15 protein-coding genes are annotated in these 17069 nt (G+C 61.7%); 3 read left to right on the forward strand and 12 right to left on the reverse strand.

The features are described from left to right. Nucleotides 1-4: 4 nt before the first annotated feature. From NOX35_RS24250 to NOX35_RS24265, 4 genes are read right to left on the reverse strand one after another with little or no spacing between them, the layout of a single operon-like run. The gene (locus tag NOX35_RS24250) at nucleotides 5-853 is read right to left on the reverse strand and encodes an ABC transporter ATP-binding protein (protein WP_256495019.1); all 849 of its coding nucleotides are present in this window, start codon (nucleotides 851-853) and stop codon (nucleotides 5-7) included. 57 nt (nucleotides 854-910) lie between these two features. After that, on the reverse strand, nucleotides 911-1939 hold the full coding sequence (locus NOX35_RS24255; protein WP_182284765.1) for an ABC transporter substrate-binding protein: 1029 nt from the start codon (nucleotides 1937-1939) through the stop codon (nucleotides 911-913). Nucleotides 1940-1992: 53 nt separating this feature from the next. Beyond that, nucleotides 1993-2493 (reverse strand): nucleoside deaminase, encoded by a 501-nt coding sequence (locus tag NOX35_RS24260; protein ID WP_182284766.1) that lies wholly within the window; start codon nucleotides 2491-2493, stop codon nucleotides 1993-1995. A gap of 13 nt (nucleotides 2494-2506) precedes the next feature. Then, nucleotides 2507-3523 (reverse strand): ABC transporter substrate-binding protein, encoded by a 1017-nt coding sequence (locus NOX35_RS24265; RefSeq protein ID WP_182284767.1) that lies wholly within the window; start codon nucleotides 3521-3523, stop codon nucleotides 2507-2509. 474 nt (nucleotides 3524-3997) lie between these two features. On the opposite strand from NOX35_RS24265, the gene NOX35_RS24270 reads away from it, so the two are divergent. After that, a complete protein-coding gene (locus NOX35_RS24270) occupies nucleotides 3998-4996 on the forward strand; it encodes an isopenicillin N synthase family oxygenase (RefSeq protein WP_256495020.1) in 999 nt (332 codons plus the stop codon). 192 nt (nucleotides 4997-5188) lie between these two features. Here NOX35_RS24270 and NOX35_RS24275 read toward each other — a convergent pair whose 3' ends face one another. The 6 genes from NOX35_RS24275 to NOX35_RS24300 all read right to left on the reverse strand — a co-directional run bounded on the left by NOX35_RS24275 (nucleotide 5189) and on the right by NOX35_RS24300 (nucleotide 11167). Next, a complete protein-coding gene (locus NOX35_RS24275) occupies nucleotides 5189-5443 on the reverse strand; it encodes an acyl-CoA-binding protein (protein ID WP_003050754.1) in 255 nt (84 codons plus the stop codon). 183 nt (nucleotides 5444-5626) lie between these two features. Next, nucleotides 5627-6832, reverse strand: coding sequence for a porin (locus NOX35_RS24280; RefSeq protein ID WP_182284769.1), 1206 nt, complete (start codon nucleotides 6830-6832; stop codon nucleotides 5627-5629). 249 nt (nucleotides 6833-7081) lie between these two features. Next, nucleotides 7082-8053 (reverse strand): quinone oxidoreductase, encoded by a 972-nt coding sequence (locus tag NOX35_RS24285; protein WP_182284770.1) that lies wholly within the window; start codon nucleotides 8051-8053, stop codon nucleotides 7082-7084. Between the two features lie 107 nt (nucleotides 8054-8160). Then, a complete protein-coding gene (locus NOX35_RS24290; protein WP_256495021.1) occupies nucleotides 8161-9129 on the reverse strand; it encodes a tripartite tricarboxylate transporter substrate binding protein in 969 nt (322 codons plus the stop codon). A 17-nt stretch (nucleotides 9130-9146) separates the two neighbouring features. Then, nucleotides 9147-10205, reverse strand: a complete 1059-nt coding sequence (locus NOX35_RS24295; protein ID WP_003073674.1) for a 3-keto-5-aminohexanoate cleavage protein — start codon at nucleotides 10203-10205, stop codon at nucleotides 9147-9149. A gap of 113 nt (nucleotides 10206-10318) precedes the next feature. Then, nucleotides 10319-11167 (reverse strand): TauD/TfdA family dioxygenase, encoded by an 849-nt coding sequence (locus tag NOX35_RS24300; RefSeq protein WP_182284772.1) that lies wholly within the window; start codon nucleotides 11165-11167, stop codon nucleotides 10319-10321. Nucleotides 11168-11323: 156 nt separating this feature from the next. Between NOX35_RS24300 and NOX35_RS24305 the strand changes: the two genes are divergently transcribed. After that, complete coding sequence (locus tag NOX35_RS24305) at nucleotides 11324-12358, forward strand: AraC family transcriptional regulator (RefSeq protein WP_256495022.1); 1035 nt, start codon at nucleotides 11324-11326, stop codon at nucleotides 12356-12358. Here the strand turns inward: NOX35_RS24305 and NOX35_RS24310 are convergent. Together NOX35_RS24310 and NOX35_RS24315 are read right to left on the reverse strand one after the other, a co-directional pair. Further along, nucleotides 12345-13556 (reverse strand): M20 aminoacylase family protein, encoded by a 1212-nt coding sequence (locus tag NOX35_RS24310; protein WP_256495023.1) that lies wholly within the window; start codon nucleotides 13554-13556, stop codon nucleotides 12345-12347. The genes NOX35_RS24305 and NOX35_RS24310 overlap by 14 nt on opposite strands. A gap of 84 nt (nucleotides 13557-13640) precedes the next feature. Continuing rightward, nucleotides 13641-14801 carry an ABC transporter substrate-binding protein gene (locus NOX35_RS24315; RefSeq protein ID WP_182284775.1) on the reverse strand — a complete coding sequence of 387 codons (1161 nt, stop codon included), beginning with the start codon at nucleotides 14799-14801 and terminating at the stop codon, nucleotides 13641-13643. 161 nt (nucleotides 14802-14962) lie between these two features. Between NOX35_RS24315 and NOX35_RS24320 the strand changes: the two genes are divergently transcribed. Further along, complete coding sequence (locus NOX35_RS24320; RefSeq protein WP_182284776.1) at nucleotides 14963-17026, forward strand: molybdopterin-dependent oxidoreductase; 2064 nt, start codon at nucleotides 14963-14965, stop codon at nucleotides 17024-17026. Nucleotides 17027-17069 lie beyond the last annotated feature (43 nt).

Raw genomic sequence — 17069 nt, forward strand, 5'->3', positions numbered from 1 at the left:
CGCCTTATTGAGGAATGGCTGCAGCGGTCTCGGTGCCGCTTTTGCGCAGGGCGCCAATGTGGCCGCGCAGCTCGTAGACGATGTCCGAGAACTCGGGGGTGTAAGTGAGCTCCAGATCACGCGGTCGCGGCAGGTCGATGTCGCGGCGCACCACGAAGCGACCCGGGCTTTTGCTCATCACATAGACGGTATCGGCCAGGAACACGCTCTCGCGCAGATCATGCGTGACCAGAATCACATTGAATTTCTGCTCTGCCTGCAGGTCGCGCAAGATGCACCACAGCTCCTCACGGGTGAAGGCATCGAGCGCGCCAAAGGGTTCGTCGAGCAGCAGCATCTGCGGCTCGTGAATCAGAGCGCGGCAGATGCTGGCGCGCTGCTGCATGCCGCCGGACAGCTGCCAGGGGAATTTGCGTTCATAACCCGCGAGTCCGACCTTGCCCAGCAGCTCTATGGCACGCGACTCGTATTCCTTGCGCTTTTGCTTGAACTGCGAACGGTGCGGCTCCACGATCTCCAGCGGCAGCAGCACATTGTCCAGCGTGGTGCGCCAGGGCAGCAGCGAGGACGACTGGAACGCCATGCCCGATATCTTGAGGGGCCCTGTCACGCGCTGGCCATCGACCGTGATGCGGCCCATGGACGGCATCTTCAGGCCCGTGGTGAGCTTCATGAAAGTGGACTTGCCGCAGCCCGAAGGACCGACGATGGCGATGAACTCGCCACGCTGTACCGTGAGGTCGATGGCCTCCACCGCAAAGTGGTTGGCCTGCAGCAGCTCTTCGTTATAGGCCAGCCAGACGTCCTTGAATTCGACGAAGGGCCGGGCAGCTTCTGTATCTGATGATTTCATAAAAGCAGGCTGTAGCGCCCGTCAAAAAAGCGCATCCAGCTATCAATCAATGAGCAATTACTTTTTGGGAAATACGTCGAGATCCGCGACTGGCGGCAGAAAGCGGCCGTTCCAGAGCGTCTCGGGGTTCACGCGTGTCTTGGTCGCATAGACGTCCGAGATCTGGGACGCCATCAGGGCCATGCGTGTGGGGCTGACCTGGCCAAAGCCTTCACCACGCGCATCGGCGGTGTTGATCACCGTGTCGATCGCCAGCTGCAGGCGGCGGGTTTCCAGAGCGGTGTTGACGATGCCGTCGCGCTCCTTCACATAGGCGATGGCGGAGCCGGGGTTGGCCATGACTTCCTTGGCGCCCTTGCTGAAGGCCTTGAGGAAGGCACGCACGGCTTCGGGGTTCTCGCGCACCAGCTTGGCGCTGGCGATGATGGCGTTGCCATAGAGCTTGACGCCGTTGTCGGCAAACGGCATGACCGCCACATCGGCCGCCTTGACGCCACGAGCCTCCAGGTTCAGCAGCGAAGTAAAGGTAAAGCCCGTGATGGCATCGATATCGCCGCGCACCAGCATGGTCTCGCGCAGCGGCGGATCCATGGTGGTCCATTGCACATCGCCGACCTTGTTGGCCTTGGCAAACAGCGGGAAACCGCGCCGACCGGCATCAAACACCGGTGCTCCGAGCTTCTTGCCTGTCAGATCCGCAGGCTTGGCAATGGCGCTCTTCTTGAGTGCCATGACCGAGGCCGGCGTGTTGTTGTAGACCATCATCACGGCCACGGGTTTGTCCTTGACATCGGGGTTGTTGGCATGAAACTCCATGAGCGCGGCCAGATCGGCAAAACCCATGTCGTAAGAGCCCGATGCCACGCGCTGAATCGCACCGCCGGAGCCGCTGCCGGCGTCCACCGTCACATTCAGACCTGCAGCCTGAAAATAGCCCTTGGCGACAGGTTGCAGAAACAGCGCCGCTGGCCCTTCGAAACGCCAGTCGAGCTGGAATTTGATGGGCGTGGCGGCAAAGGCAGCAGTGGCGCTGGCAAAGCTGCCCAGGGCCAGAACGGATTGCAGGAACAGGCGCTTGGTTTGCATGGTGGCTTCCCTCTCTCTATGTCAACGAGTTGTGGTTGGATTCATGTCGGCGCTCAGACCTTCCAGGCGCCCTGGTGCGAGCTGCTGGCCTCTTCGATCAAGGCCGGCCCTATGCATTCGATGGCGTGCGAAGCGGCCTGGAACACATCGCGGCAGGACAGCTCGGCATCCTTCTGGTCGAGCCGCTCGCCGCGGAACACGCGCAGCCGCTCCGCATCGATGCCATAGACCACGCGGCCAATGGCGGACCAGAAGATCGCGCCGGCACACATCACGCAGGGCTCGGCAGACGAGTACAGCGTGGCGCCCACCAGTTCATCGCGTGAATGCAAGGGGCTGGCCAGGCGGATGGCGGACAGCTCGGCATGGGCCGTGCAATCGCCGCTCTCGCCGTTGGCATTGCTGGCCTCGGCCAGAACACGCCCGTCGGCAGCCACGATCAGCGCACCAAACGGCCGGTTGCCGCGCTCGCGCGCCGTATCCGCTAGCGCAATGGCTTCGCGCAAATAGCGACCATCGGTGTCATTCAAGGCCTGGGCTGGAGGCAAGGACATGGTTGATTCCTCCTCAGACCTTGAGCATGCGGGCCGACCTGGCGGGCAGCATGCTGCTGTTGAACAGTGCGTCGGCAGATGGCGTGGTCTTGAGCGCAAAGGTCTGCACCACACTGTCCAGCTGCTGCTCCATCAAACGCTTGCTGAAGTCGCCCAGTCCATGGCTTTTCGTGTCTGCCGCGGCCACGTACTGTGCGGTGATGGACCAGCGCTCCAGCTCCAGCTTTTCATCGAGAATCGACTCACGCTGGCGCACGGCGGCAATGCCTGCTGCGGGGTTGGCAAGGCATTCCACAATCGCACGGTTGGTGGCGCGCAGGAAAGCGGCCACGACCTGCGGCTTCTCGGCGATCAGCTGGCTGGACGCGAGAATCGCATTGCCATACAGATGAACGCCTGCATCGCTGTAGCGCAGTATGGAAAGCTCCTCGGGCCTGAGGCGCGCAAACAGCGACACCGCCGAGTCATGGAAGTAGGTGGCGGCATCCACATCGCCACGCACCATGACGTTGTCTCGTGCCGAGAACTCCGTTGTCGACCAGGCAAACAGATCGGCGGGCAGGTTCTTGCGCCGCGCCACCATGGGCCAGGCACGGCGCGTGGACTCCACCGCCGCTGCGGCAACCTTCTTGCCCTTGAGGCTTCCGAAGTCCGAAGTGATGCCCCGGTCCTTGCGCCCGATGATCACAAAAGGCGCGCGGTTGTAGTACTGGTAGACGGCCTGCACGCGAGGCGTGCCGGCATTCTGCGCATTGAACTCGATCAGCGAGCTGATATCGCCCAGTCCGAGCTGGTAGGCTCCGCTGGCGATACGAGTAATCGAAGCCACCGAGCCCGACCCTACGTCCAGACTCACATCCAGCCCCTCATCGCGGTAGTAGCCGTTTTGCTGTGCCAGAAAGAACGGCGCCGTCTGGCCGTTGACGCGGAAATCCAGCGTGAATTTCAGCGGAGTCAGCGACTTGCCCTGGGCATGGACCCAGGGTGCGCTGCAAAGAGGCAGGGCAGCAAGGAAATGGCGACGTTGCATGGCGGAACTCTCAGGTCTCTGGCGACAGGAACGCCAGCAGCAGCCGCTGCTGACAGGACTTGAGCAATTTCCGGGCACTGCACGCGGATGCAGGCTGAACGCTTCTACTCGTTCAACCATCTAGCAATTGGCGTGCCTGCTTTTGATTTCCGTTTGTCGGGTATCAACAAGGTGCACGCCCGAGCAGCGCATGCATGGATTCATGCACGGCAGTGCACCAGTTTGAAGCCATGCACCAAAACCAAGAGCACCTGTGCCGTGGTGAATGGCTGGCACGCTGCTTGCTGCACTCAAATCAAGAGTAGAAGCGTTCAGCACGGTGCTTCTGACCATCGCCGGTCAGCAGCTTCGCGGGTCATTGCTCTTGAAGTGGGTGCGGCAGACAGCCGCGCCTGGTATCCACACTTCAGATGCCCGCAGCCCCATGCCCCACTGGCAGCGCCGGTGCCTGAAGTCATCGCAAGAGAAATTCTTATGCAGACCATGACCAGCCACTCCTACAGCCTTGACGAACTGGACAAGGAAGCCCGCATGGGCGGGCAAGGCGCAGAAACCTCGGCGCGCGAAGTTCGCGTCATAGACATCAGCGACTTCGAGCAGCGCAAGCAGGAGATTGCCGAGCAGATCTGGAGCGCTTCGGTGGAAATCGGCTTCTTCCAGGTTTCCGGCCACGGCATAGCCCAGGCCGATATCGACGCCGCATTCGGCAGGGCCGAACAGCTATTTGCCCTGCCGCCCGACACCAAGGCGCAATGGCCGCTATCGCGCAACGCAGGCTGGGAGCACAAGGCGCAGATCCGCCCCTCCACGCGCACCCCCGACCAGAAAGAGTCCTATCAGGTCACACGCCCGCGCATGCAGGGCCTTTGGCCCAGCGAGCAGGAGCTGCCCGGCTTCAAGCAGGCCACGCTGGCCTTTGAGCACCAATGCTGGCAGGTGGGCATGCAGTTGCTGTCCTGCTTTGCCTACAAGCTGGGCTTTGACGAGGAGTTCTTCACCCGCGCACATGACCCCGCCGTGCCCAGCTACCAGAGCACGCTGCGCATGCTGCATTACTTTGCCGTGGACCCTGCTCTCAAGGACGAAATCGGCCTGTGGCGTGCAGGCGCACATACAGACTTCGACTGCCTGACACTGTTGTTCCAGCGCGCCGGCCAGGGCGGGCTGCAGGTGCTGCCCGGCAAGGAGGCCGAAGCCCAGCAATGGACGCCCGTGAAGCCCGTGGACGGCGTCATCACCTGCAATATCGGTGACATGCTGATGCGCTGGAGCGACGACCAGTTGCCCAGCAACTTCCACCGCGTGCACAACCCGCAGCCCCATGAGTACCAGGGAGCCCGCTACAGCCTGGCCTTCTTCTGCCAGGCCAATGAAGATGCGGTGATCGAAGGGCCGGCAAAAAAATATCCGCCTATCACAGGGGCGGAATATTTGCGTCAGCGCATCAGCGCCAATTTCTCGAACAGGTACTGACACCCCTGGGCCGCCCTGCCGCTTGCCCAAGGGGGACGACCCCTTCGGGGCCGAGCGGCCCTTACTCCGAGTCCCTGACTTGGAGGTGCGTCAGTTTCCAGCCCCCGTCTTTGGCGCAGTGTGATGTGGTCTGAATTGAAACGACAAGGCCCCGGAGTGCAGGGCCTTGTCAGCGATCAGGGGCGGCGCAGATCAGCGCAGCGACTCGATGAGATCGATGTACTGCTGCTTGGCCTCATCCGGCGTCGTGCCTTCCAGCTTGGCCCAGGCATCCCACTTGGCGCGGGCCACCATGTCGGTGAAGCTGGGCTTCTTGGCTTCGTTGTCACCCTCGGTCGCCTGCTTGTACAAGGCATAGATCTTGAGCAAGGTGGCGTTGTCAGGACGCTCGCCGAGCGAGGTGGAATTCTTGACGGTCTCTTCAAACCGGGCGTTCAGATCGGACATGAAAGGTCTCCTGGGCTTTAATAGTCGAGGCCAGTGTAGCCAAAATTTCACCAAATTAGAACGACCGTTCTTTTTATTTCACAAAGTACTGCAACGCCGGCAAGCAAGCAGCCCTTTGCGACACGCCAGCCCTCCAACCCGCCTCTTCGTGATTCGCCTTGCGGCAGCAGCAACGGACAGCCTTCAGAACATCATGCGCAGACCCAGATCAAAGCCCAGCGCACTGCGCGGCTGCATGCCCGGGCTGTTACTGTAGGCTGGCTGCGGCATGATGACCGGGCTGCTCACGGCCAGCGGCGTCACACCCATCACCGCAGGATTGTTGTGTCCATTGCTCACGCTGATACGTGACACCGTGGTGTAGAGCGCCGTGCGTTTGGAGAGGTTATGCACATAACCCAAGGCCAGCTTGTTCACCGATGCGTCGCCAGTTCCCTGCCCATTTTTGAACTGCACCCTGGCCACCGACGCCCTGAGCTGATGCAGTCCGACAGGGATTTGCACACCAGCCAGAAGCCCGTCATAGCGGTCTGTGGCACGCACATCGCTGCGCGCATTGCGCACCTGCGACCACTCGCCCAACACGCGGACCGGACCGAAGTTGTACGAGCCTCCCAGGTTCAGGGACTTGATGGTTTCCTTGCGGCCATTGAAAGTGCCCAACATGCTTTCGCCATAGCCCAGTGCGATATCGGCGGGGCCGCTGGCCCAACCTATGCGGCCTCCCGCATAGCGGCCGCGCCTGGCGTCATTTTCCGGGAAGGCATACATCAGCTGACCATAAAGTCCGCCCAGCCCTGTCGGCAGGTGATAACCGATGGAGTTGTTCGCGCGCAGATAATTGTCCGTGCCTGCCGACAAACCGTTGCCCAGCAAGCGTTCGGGCAGCGTGCCGCTGGTCTGCGTACTCAGCGCACGGTTGATGGCCAGGTTGCTGCTGACCACCGCCAGCAAATTGACGCCCACGCCGTTGACGGAATAGGGATCAAAGGCCCAGTCATTCAAAAACGAGGGCGTGTGATCGCGCCCAAGGCGCAGCTCGCCCCAGTTGCCCGTCAGGCTGACGGTGGAACGTCGCCCAAAGTTCAGCGCGCCGCCGCCCGTGTCGTTGGTCACAGGCGCTTCCAGCCACATGCTGGCAGACATTCCAGCACCCAGATCTTCAACGGCACGAACACCCAGACGGCTGGCCAGATTACCCGAGGGCGAGAGCGCCCAGATAGCCTGACTGGCCGTGCGACCGGAGCCATCCCAGGCATTGCTGCGCACCATGTAGCGGCTGACGCCTGCGTCCATGACACCGAACAGCGTCACGGATGACTGAGCGCTGGCCAGACTGCTGGCGGACAAGGCAAGAAAACTCCAGATATAACGTGAAATACGTGGCATGTCATGTCTCCTTTTCGTTATGAATTCGCGGTCTTGATCCGCGAAATCACTCTAGAAAAAGAAGGCTGCAGCCCTTGTGCAGTTGATGCCATCCATTGCCTATTTGGTGCCATGTGCCCAAGGTGAAATCCCTAGGAATGTCGCCCTGCCAGATCGTCAATATCAGACAGAAAAAGCCGGCGCCTTGGAAAAGGTGCCGGCACAGATCTTCGCAATGGCTTTACGCGCCCGACATTTGCACCCGGCAGCTCATGGCACGAGTACCGTGGCTCCCACGGTCTTGCGCGCTTCCAATGCGCGATGGGCTTGTGCCGCCTCGGCCAATGCAAACTCCTGCTGCGGCTCGCTCACAATGCGCCCCGCCAGCACGTGCTCGAACAGCTCTGCAGCCATCTCCAGCATATGTGACCGGGGCTGGATGTAATGCATCATGGCCGGCCGGGTCATCCAGATCGAGCCTTTGGCGGCCAGCAGCGACGAGTCCACCACCACGGAGCCGGAAGAGGTTCCGTTGCTGACCAGCGAGCCACGCGGCTGCAGGCAATCGAGCGAGTCCATCAGTGTGTCCTTGCCTACAGAGTCATAGACCACGGGCACGCCCTTGCCTGCCGTGATTTCCTTCACTCGCTCGACGATGTTTTCACGCGAAGTCACGATGGTGTGCGTGCACCCGTTCGCCCTGGCCAGTTCGGCCTTCTCATCCGTGCTGACCGTACCAATCATGTTGACCCCCATGGCGCGGGCCCACTGACAGGCAATCAGGCCTACGCCTCCGGCAGCTGCGTGGTAGAGAATGGTTTCACCGCCCTGCAGCGGATAGACCTGACGGAACAGATATTGGGCCGTCATGCCTTTCATCATGAGCGTGGCTGCAGTACGGTCTGAAATTCCGTCGGGTAGCGGAATCAGCACTTCTGCAGGCATCACACGTGCCTGTGCATAAGCACCTTGTGGACCGATCAGATAGCCAACGCGGTCACCCACCCGGATATCCGTCACACCCGTTCCGACGGCCTCGACCACACCGACGGCATCCGAGCCCAGTCCGTTGGGCAAGGCCAGCGGGTAGCGCCCGCAGCGGAAGTACACATCGATGAAGTTGAGCGCGATATAGCTATGCCGCACACGCGCCTGGCCTGGGCCGGGGTCTCCCACGGCAACGTTTTCCAGTCGCAGAACTTCTGGACCGCCAGTCTCGTAAAAGCGAATGGCCTGAGTCATGAAATGCTCCTGTCTCTATTGTTCACCGCTAGGTGCAGCAAGCGCTGCAAAGCAAGAGTCCGGGCACCCTCAGTCGCAGACATGCCCGGGCCGATTGACAAGCCGACTCAGTTCAGCTTGATGCCGAAATTCCTGACGATCTCGCCATTGCGCTGGTATTCGGCCTGCAGTTCCGTGGAAAGCTGCTCCAGCGTTCGCTCCTGCTTGGTAGGCTCGAAGCCGGTGGACAGATAGCGCGCCTGCACCGCCTGACTGGCGTTGACCTTCTGCAGCGTAGCGTTGATCTTTTCCAGCAACGGCTGCGGCGTCTTTGCCGAGGCAAAGACGCCAGCCCAGTTGCTGAAATCAAGCTCCGGATAACCCAGCTCGGCCATCGTCGGCACATTGGGGAAATCGGGCAAGCGGCTCTTGTAAGCAACGGCCAGCAGCTTGACCTTGCCGCTGGGAACCAGCGGTTTGGTAGTCACGGAGCCGTCGAACATCAGCGGAATCTGGTTACCCATGATTTGTGCCAGTGCCGGTGCAGAGCCAGGGAACGGAACATGTTGCATATCCAGGCCGGCCTTCTGATTCAGGATCACCCCTGCGTACTGCGATGCCGTCCCCTGACTGTAGGAGGCAAAGGACAGCTGACCCGGATGGGCCTTGATATAGGCAATAGCCTCCTTGGCATCCTTGGCCGGGAACTGGGGCGAAGCAATGAAGACCATGACGGAGCGTGCCATCTGCGAGACGGGTCTGACATCCTTCATGGCATCAAAGCCCCCCTTGAGCACATGCGGAACTTCGGTCAGGATATTGGTCACCGTCACCAGCAGGGTATTGCCGTCCGAGGGCTGGGACAGCATGTATTTCACCGCCATGGCACCGCCGGCACCGGGGCGGTTTTCCACAATCACAGGCTGTTTGAGCTCATGCGCCAGCTGATCGCTGATGATGCGTGCAAACACATCGATCGTACCGCCGGGCGGCGCAGGAACAATGAGCTTGACAGGCTTGTCGGTGAAAGCGAGGGCGCTGCCCGCTGGCAAAGCTGCAGCCAGCGCAATGGACAGCAGGACTGGAATGCGTTGCATCGTGCGCTCCTTTGAACTCAGGCGACTTTGCGCAGAAAACCCTGCTGAGCACCGTTGCGATTCGGAGCAAAGCCGTTCCGAGCCAGACTTTCCTCCACCGTGTCGTAGAACACTCCGATCTGGCAGATCTCGCGCGCCTGGGCAGGAGTGGCGATGGGGCGGCTGCATTCCTTGGCAATACGCACCAACTGCTCGATCTGCTCCACCGTGCCCATTTTTCGGGTTCGGGTCTGATTCCACAGATTGTCTTCGGTGCCGCAGCGCACATGCAGGCCCATGGCAATGCCCATGAGATTGATGGGCAGCACGTTCAGCACCGATGCTTCCACCGTGAGCACCGCACCGTCGGGCACGGCGCGCACAAAATTGGCCAGGCTGTAGACGCTGGGCTGGTCCATGCCGCCGCCGATGGCCACCCAGTTCAGCACCAGCGGACCTTTGTAGATGCCGCGACGCATCAGCCGCTCAACCGACTCGAAGCTGTTGATGTTGTAGCACTGGAAGGCACTCTGAATGCCGGCCGCACTCAGGCGGCGTATATGTTCTTCGGCCCAGCCCGGCTGTGCAGGCACGGTCATTTCCTTGTAGGCATTGAACACCGCTGGGTCCTCCATCGAAGTACCCTGGATATCCCGCGCATCGAACTGCTCCAGAATGTTCATCTGCGAGGTATTGATAGTCACCGTCACCTGATCGGGCTTGGGGTCCAGCTCGGCCAGCATGTGGCGGGTATCGTCGGACAGCCATTTGGCGGCCGCGCCATCGGTTTCGGGTGCAAAGCTGATCGACCCCCCCACCTGGATGATCATGTCCGGGACGCGGGCACGCACGCCGGCAATCAGCTCGTTGAACTTGGAAAGCCGCTTGCTGCCGCGACCGTCGAGTTCACGCACATGCAAGTGCAGCACCTGGGCGCCGGCGTTGTAGCAGTCCACGGCTTTTTGAATCTGCTCCTCCATCGTGACGGGAATTTCGCCAGGGAAGTCCTCCGGCAGCCACGAAGGTGCATAAGGAGCTGCAGTGATGATGAGAGGCTGCTGATTTTCGGCAACCAGGTGACCGTCGAGGAAATTCATGATGGTGTCTCCGTTGTTATATGAATGCCATGCCCGCGCTCAGAGCCTCGCGTACAGCTGTGCTTGCACTGAACGGCCAGGTTCTGCGCCTTGCCACAGGCGTTTTCCGATACTCAAAAAGTCGGTGTGCCAATGATTCCGGCACGCTCCATCTTTCGATGGCTGGGCGGGTAGTCCATCACCGCGTAATGCTGTGTCGCGCGGTTGTCCCAGATGGCGATGCTGCCGGGCTCCCAGCGCCAGCGGACCTGGTACTCGGGGATCGCGGCCTGGCTGATCAAGAACTGCAGCAGACTGGATGAGCCCTGGGTGAAGTCCTGGCCCACACGCACATTGGCGGGCGTGTGGAAGTTCGTGAAATGAGTGGTGAAGCCGCTGACAAACAGCACTTTTTCACCGGTTTCCGGGTGTGTACGCACCACCGGGTGCTCCGCATCGGGAAACTGCGCCTTGAGGGCCAGGCGCTTTTCCGCAGGCATGGCAGCGCCAAAGGTGCACTCAATGCTGTGGCGTGCCCGCAGCGGGGCTATCACGTCCTTGATATGCGATGGAAGCATCTCGTAGGCCAGCGCCATATTGGCCCACATGGTGTCGCCGCCAACCGGCGGACATTCAACGCAGCGCAGCACGCATCCCATGGGCGGCACCTCGCGCCAGGTGGCATCGCAATGCCAGGAGTTTTCATACCGGTCCAGCGGCTTGTCCGGCGTCTTGTAGATCTGCACCAGACCGGGATGCTCAGGGTCGCTGCCGACCACCGGGTGGTCCTCCAGCTCGCCAAAACGCCGGGCAAAACCGACATGCTCGGCGCGACTGATACTCTGGCGACGCAGGAACAGCACCTTGTACTTGAGCAAGGCCGCCTTGATCTCAGCGAAAAGCCCATCATCGCGCAGCGCATCCGCCAGTTGCACATCGACCAACTCCGCGCCTATGGCACAGGTCAGAGGGTTTATCTGCATCACTGTCTCCTACACTTTTTGAACCCAGGCTTGTTGCTAGTTTCTGCCGCCCGGTAAGTCCACTGTAGAAAACCTGTGTCACATAGGTTGTGCATTTCATGCCGCACGCTATGCATCTCATGCCAAAATTTCTCCGACTTTTTGCGTGGAGCAGTCATGGTCACTTTTGTGCGCGCGGCATCTCTGACGAATTTCTCGGAACTATTCAGCGAACTGGGAGGAGACCCTGAAGCGGCATTGCGTCGCGCCGGCCTGCGCCCAGCCGTGGTGCGCGAGCAGGATCAGCTGATCGATGCTTTGACGGCCGGGCGCCTGCTGGAAGAAGCTGCAAGCATCACGGGTTGCGAAAACTTCGGCCTGCGCATGGCGCAATCTCGGCAGATTTCAAACTTCGGTGTCGTCAGCCTTTTGTTGCTGCACCAGCCCACCTTGCGCAAGGTGCTGGGCACGCTGATCGAGCATGTGCACATGCTCAATGAGTCGCTGGTGATTCATATGGACGACGCCAATGGCGTCGTGGTGCTGCGCGAAGAGCTCACCCTGCCGGAGGCACTGCCTCAATCCATGGAGCTGGCAATCGGCGTGCTGTTTCGCACCTGCAACCTGCTGCTGCATGAGCAATGGCGCCCGCTGCGGGTCTGCTTCAGCCACCCCGCGCCCGGCGACATCGGCCTGCACAAGCAGATGTTTCGTTGCCGCGTGGAGTTCGATGCGGACTTCAACGGCATTGTGTTTCGCACCGAGGACCTGGATGCTCCCAACCCCATGGCCGACCCGGTTCTGGTGCGCTATGCCAAGACCATGGTGGACACCACGCAGCAGGGCCGTCAGGCCTCCGTCGGCCAGCAGGTGCGCAAAGCCATCTATCTCATGCTGCCCTCGGGCAATGCCACCTGCATCTGCGTGGCCCAAGGTCTGGGGCGCAGCGTACGGACCCTGCAGCGCGAGCTTAGCGGTGAAGGCCTGAGCTTTACCGACCTGCTGCAGGAGGTTCGTTCAGATCTCGCCCAGCGCTATGTGCGCAACCCTGACTACCCCGTGGGCCAGATCGCGACCATGCTGGGCTACAACAGCCACAGTGCCTTCACACGCTGGTTCAGCACGCTCTTTGGCTGCCCGCCCGAGGTCTGGCGTGAAAGAAATCTTCCACCCAACCCGCAACGGCCGGCCCAAGCCTTCAGCCGCGCGTAGGCTGGTCCAGCCAGCGCTGGGCCAGCTTGACCCAGAAGGTCGCTCCCAGCGGAATCAGCGCATCGTTGAAGTCGTAGCTGGGGTTGTGCAAGGTACAGGGGCCGCCGCCATGCCCCAGGGCGCGATGATCACCATCGCCGTTGGCGATAAAGCAGTAGGCACCGGGCTTTTCCAGCAGCATGAAGGCGAAGTCCTCGGCCCCCATGGATGGCTCTTGCGGCACCACACCGGCATCGCCCAGAATCTCGCGCATCACGGCCTGGGCAAATTCGGCCTCGGGGGCCGTGTTGATGGTCGGCGGGTAGTTGCGCACGAACTCGAACGTGCATTGCGTGCCATGTGCGGCACAGACGGCTTCGCTGATCTGCTGCATGCGCTGCTCGATGAGGTCCAGCACCTCCAGCGTGAAGGTACGCACCGTGCCCTGCAGCTCCACGCTGTCCGGCACGACGTTGGTTGCCTCGCCGGCATGGACCATGGTGACCGACACCACGCCCGCCTCGATGGGCTTGACGTTACGGCTGACGATGGTCTGGAAGGCCATGATGAGCTGGGCCGCCACGGGCACCGGATCCACCACCATATGCGGCATGGCCGCGTGACCGCCCTTGCCGCGCACCACGATCCTGAATTCGTTGCTGGATGCCATGGCAGGCCCTGCCCCCACGGCCATGGTGCCGGCCTTCATGCCCGGCCAGTTGTGCATGCCAAACACGGCCTGCATGGGGAACTGCTCGAACAGTCCATCGTTGACCATCTCGCGGGCACCGCCACCACCCTCCTCGGCAGGCTGGAAGATGGTGTAGACCGTACCCTCGAAGCTGTCGCGATGTGCGGCCAGATATTGCGCCGCTGCCAGCAGCATGGCCGTGTGGCCGTCGTGACCGCAGGCATGCATCTTGCCCGCATGGCGGCTGGCATGGTCAAAGGTGTTGAACTCCTGCATGGGCAGGGCATCCATATCGGCACGCAGGCCGATGGCTCGGCCGCCATTGCCGCCGTCACGGCCATGAATGATGCCCACCACACCGGTCTTGCCCAGACCGCGATGGATCGCTATGCCCCATTGCTCCAGTTTCGCCGCGACCAGATCCGAGGTCCGTATTTCCTCGAAACACAGCTCGGGGTGGGCGTGGATATCGCGACGCAGCGCGGCAATCTCAGGGGCGCTTGCTTGAAGTTCGGGCAGCAGGGCCATGCGCTCTCTCCTTGGGGTCATCAATGGCAAAGATGCCATGATGGCTCAAAGCGAGAGAGCTTGCGCCCTGCACGCCTCTAAGCCTCACACACGGACCTTGCCGTCGCCCGTGAGCATGGACAGCTCGACAAAACGCGGCTTGCCGGCCTGTGGGCGGAAGGCGATGGGAAAACCCGCCACCTGCTGGCCGTTCATGGCCTCCAGCGCCGTCACCAGACCATCGCGCTGCAGCCGGCCAGCGGCAGCGGCAGATTTAAGCGCCTCACCCACGACACGGGCGGCCAGATAGCCCTCCATGCTCGAGTAATCGGGCTGCAGCGACGCACCGCTTTTCTGCAGGGCTGCCTGAAACTCGCGTGCCAGGGGATGCGAGGTCTTGAACGGCGATGGCACGACCTGGGTGACCACCACCCCCTCGGCATCCTTGCCCAGTGCCTGCGCCAGTGCCGAAGTGCCCACGAACGAGACGTTGTAGAACTGTCCGCCATAGCCGGCCTGGCGTGCCGCACGCACAAAGGCGGCACTGGCCGCATAGGTGCCGACCTGCACGATCACATCGGCACTCAGCGGCACCAGGGTCTTGACGGCCTTGGCCACATCCCGGGAGTTGCGCTCCACCGTAGCGGCGCCCACGGGCTTGAGACCATGACTTTGCAGCGCCTGCGTCACCCCCTCGAGACCGGACTGCCCGTAGGCATCGTTCTGGTGAAACACTGCGATCTTATTTAGCCCCAGCGAGACCAGCTGCCTGACCATGAGAGCGGTTTCATCGGCATAGGAAGCACGCAGATTGAAGACCGCCTGGGCGAGCTTGGGTTCGCGCAGACCGGCCGCCCCTGTCAGCGGCGCAATCAGTGGCAGCTTGGCCTTCTGCAGCAATGGCAGTGCGGCCATGCTGGTGGGCGTGCCCAGGTAGCCGAACAAGGCCATCACATCGTCGGCAATGAACTTCTGGGTATTGGCCACACAGCGTTCGGGCTCGTAACCGTCGTCCAGCGTGCGCAGCTCCACCTGGCGACGGCCGATGCCGCCCTGGGCGTTGAGCTGATCGAAATACAGCTTGGCACCCTGCACAAACTGCATACCCAGCTGCGCTGAAGGGCCGCTCAGCGCGCAGGACTGTCCAAGCACAACGGGCCCACTCGAATCCTGGGCATAACTGGCGCCGGTCCAGTTCCCGGCAGCCACAACTGCGCCAGCAGTCATGAATTGACGACGATTCCACTCCACTCGCTTGTCCTGCATTGCTCTCGATCTCTCTCTACGGGCTACTCATTGCCACGGGCTGGATCAGCCCGTTTCTGGGGTCTTGCATCTCAGGTTTTTTGACATGGATGCGCGCCGCATAATAGGCCCACAAAGCGGTCTCCAGCCGCAAACCGCTCCAGATTTTTCGAGCCCACGACATGCCTCATATCGTTCAAGTACGCGGCGCCTGCCCGCATGACTGCCCGGACACCTGCGCCCTGGTCACCACGGTGGTCGATGGCACGGCCACCAAGGTGCAAGGCAATGCAGAACACGCTCACACGGGAGGCGTGCTCTGCGCCAAGGTCAGCAAGTACACCGAACGCACCTACCACGCAGGGCGAGTGCTGCAGCCTCTCAAACGCAGCGGCCCCAAAGGCAGCGGCCATTTCACCCCCGTGAGTTGGGACGAAGCACTGAGCGATATTGCCCAGCGCCTGCACGGCATCGCTCGGCGCGCGCCCGAAGCCATACTGCCCTACAGCTATGCCGGCACCATGGGACTGGTGCAGAGCGAGAGCATGGACCGGCGCTTTTTCCACCAGTTGGGCTCCAGCCTGCTGGATCGCACCATCTGCGCCAGCGCCGGCAGCGAGGCGCTGGCCGCCACCTATGGCGGCAAGCTGGGCATGCGCGTGGAATTCTTTACCGAAAGCCGGCTGATCCTGATCTGGGGCAGCAACAGCATTGCCAGCAATCTTCATTTCTGGCGCTATGCGCAGGAAGCCAAGCGCCAGGGCGCCAAGCTGATCTGCATAGACCCGCGCAAGAGTGAAACCGCCGACAAATGCCACGAGCACCTGCAGTTGCTGCCCGGCACCGATGCGGCACTGGCTCTGGCGTTGATGCACGAGCTGATCGTGCACGACTGGCTGGACCATGACTACATTGCCCAACACACCCAGGGCTGGGACGCACTCAAGGCCAGAGCCTTGCAATGGCCGCCCGAGCGTGCGGCCCAGGTCTGCGGCCTGACGGTGGCGCAGATCCAGTCCTTGGCACGTGACTACGGCACGACCAGGCCAGCGGCCATTCGCCTCAATTACGGCATGCAGCGAGCACGCGGCGGCGGCAATGCCGTGCGCGCCGTGGCCTGTCTGCCGGCTCTTGTCGGCGCCTGGCGCCATCGCGCGGGCGGGCTGCTGCTGTCCGCCTCGGGGGTCTCGCCTTTCAAGCGGGCTGCGCTTCAGATGCCGCAGTTGCTGGGAGAGCGTCGCCCACGCACGCTGAACATGAGCCAGATTGGCGATGTGCTGCTGCATGAGGGCGGCGCCGGCTTCGGCCCCAAGGTGGAAGCCATCATGGTCTACAACAGCAATCCCGTGGCGGTGGCGCCAGAGTCGGCCAAGGTGGCCGCGGGCTTTGCGCGCGAAGATCTGTTCACCGTGGTGCTTGAGCATTTCTTGACCGACACCGCAGACCATGCCGACTACGTGCTGCCCGCCACCACGCAGCTCGAGCATTGGGACATCCACGGCAGCTACGGCCATACCGATGTGCTGCTAAATCGCCCGGCGATTGCCCCCCAGGGCCAGGCGCGCAGCAACGCGCAGATCTTTCGCGATCTGGCCATGCATATGGCCAGGCTGGACTCCGCTTTTGCAGCCGCATATTTTTCTGAGTCTGATGAATCTCTATGCCGCACAGCAGTCTCGGACACTGCTATTGATTTTGAAGAGCTGCTGCAACAGGGCTTTGCCCATATCCCGCTGCCCGATGCGCCGTTTGCCGAAGGCGGCTTTGCCACGCCATCGGGCAAATGCGAATTCGACAACCCCGCCCTGGCCCGGTTGGGCATCAACACCTTGCCCGACTATCTGCCCAATTACGAGCCGCCCACGACGGCCTACCCGCTGGCCATGATCTCGCCACCCGCACGCAACTTTCTCAACAGCAGCTTTGCCAATGTGGCCAGCCTGGCCCGCATGGAAGAGCGTCCGCTGCTGGAGATGCACCCCGATGACGCAGCTGCGCGCGGCATTGCCGACGGTGACCGGCTGCGCGTCTTCAACCGGCGCGGCGAGCATGTCTGCCACGCCGCCGTCAACGGCCGTGCTCGCGCCGGTGTGGTGGTGGGCCTGGGCATCTGGTGGCGCAAGCAGGGAGCCAACGGCACGAATGTGAACGAGCTGACGCATCAGCAGCTCACAGATATTGGCCGGGCGCCCTGCTTCTACGACTGTGCAGTAGAGGTAGAAAAGTTCAAGGAGTTGTCTGCCTGACACGCCTGCATGGTGGTTGACCATGAGCAGGGCCACGGCGCGA

This window comes from Comamonas sp. C11 (assembly GCF_024496285.1).
GTDB classification, from domain to species: Bacteria; Pseudomonadota; Gammaproteobacteria; order Burkholderiales; family Burkholderiaceae_C; genus Comamonas; species Comamonas testosteroni_F.

Coding starts and splice junctions, on each gene's coding strand:
- NOX35_RS24250 (WP_256495019.1), bottom strand. CDS start 853: ATGAAATCATCAGATACAGAAGCTGCCCGGCCCTTCGTCGAATTCAAG.
- NOX35_RS24255 (WP_182284765.1), bottom strand. CDS start 1,939: ATGCAAACCAAGCGCCTGTTCCTGCAATCCGTTCTGGCCCTGGGCAGC.
- NOX35_RS24260 (WP_182284766.1), bottom strand. CDS start 2,493: ATGTCCTTGCCTCCAGCCCAGGCCTTGAATGACACCGATGGTCGCTAT.
- NOX35_RS24265 (WP_182284767.1), bottom strand. CDS start 3,523: ATGCAACGTCGCCATTTCCTTGCTGCCCTGCCTCTTTGCAGCGCACCC.
- NOX35_RS24270 (WP_256495020.1), top strand. CDS start 3,998: ATGCAGACCATGACCAGCCACTCCTACAGCCTTGACGAACTGGACAAG.
- NOX35_RS24275 (WP_003050754.1), bottom strand. CDS start 5,443: ATGTCCGATCTGAACGCCCGGTTTGAAGAGACCGTCAAGAATTCCACC.
- NOX35_RS24280 (WP_182284769.1), bottom strand. CDS start 6,832: ATGCCACGTATTTCACGTTATATCTGGAGTTTTCTTGCCTTGTCCGCC.
- NOX35_RS24285 (WP_182284770.1), bottom strand. CDS start 8,053: ATGACTCAGGCCATTCGCTTTTACGAGACTGGCGGTCCAGAAGTTCTG.
- NOX35_RS24290 (WP_256495021.1), bottom strand. CDS start 9,129: ATGCAACGCATTCCAGTCCTGCTGTCCATTGCGCTGGCTGCAGCTTTG.
- NOX35_RS24295 (WP_003073674.1), bottom strand. CDS start 10,205: ATGAATTTCCTCGACGGTCACCTGGTTGCCGAAAATCAGCAGCCTCTC.
- NOX35_RS24300 (WP_182284772.1), bottom strand. CDS start 11,167: ATGCAGATAAACCCTCTGACCTGTGCCATAGGCGCGGAGTTGGTCGAT.
- NOX35_RS24305 (WP_256495022.1), top strand. CDS start 11,324: ATGGTCACTTTTGTGCGCGCGGCATCTCTGACGAATTTCTCGGAACTA.
- NOX35_RS24310 (WP_256495023.1), bottom strand. CDS start 13,556: ATGGCCCTGCTGCCCGAACTTCAAGCAAGCGCCCCTGAGATTGCCGCG.
- NOX35_RS24315 (WP_182284775.1), bottom strand. CDS start 14,801: ATGCAGGACAAGCGAGTGGAGTGGAATCGTCGTCAATTCATGACTGCT.
- NOX35_RS24320 (WP_182284776.1), top strand. CDS start 14,963: ATGCCTCATATCGTTCAAGTACGCGGCGCCTGCCCGCATGACTGCCCG.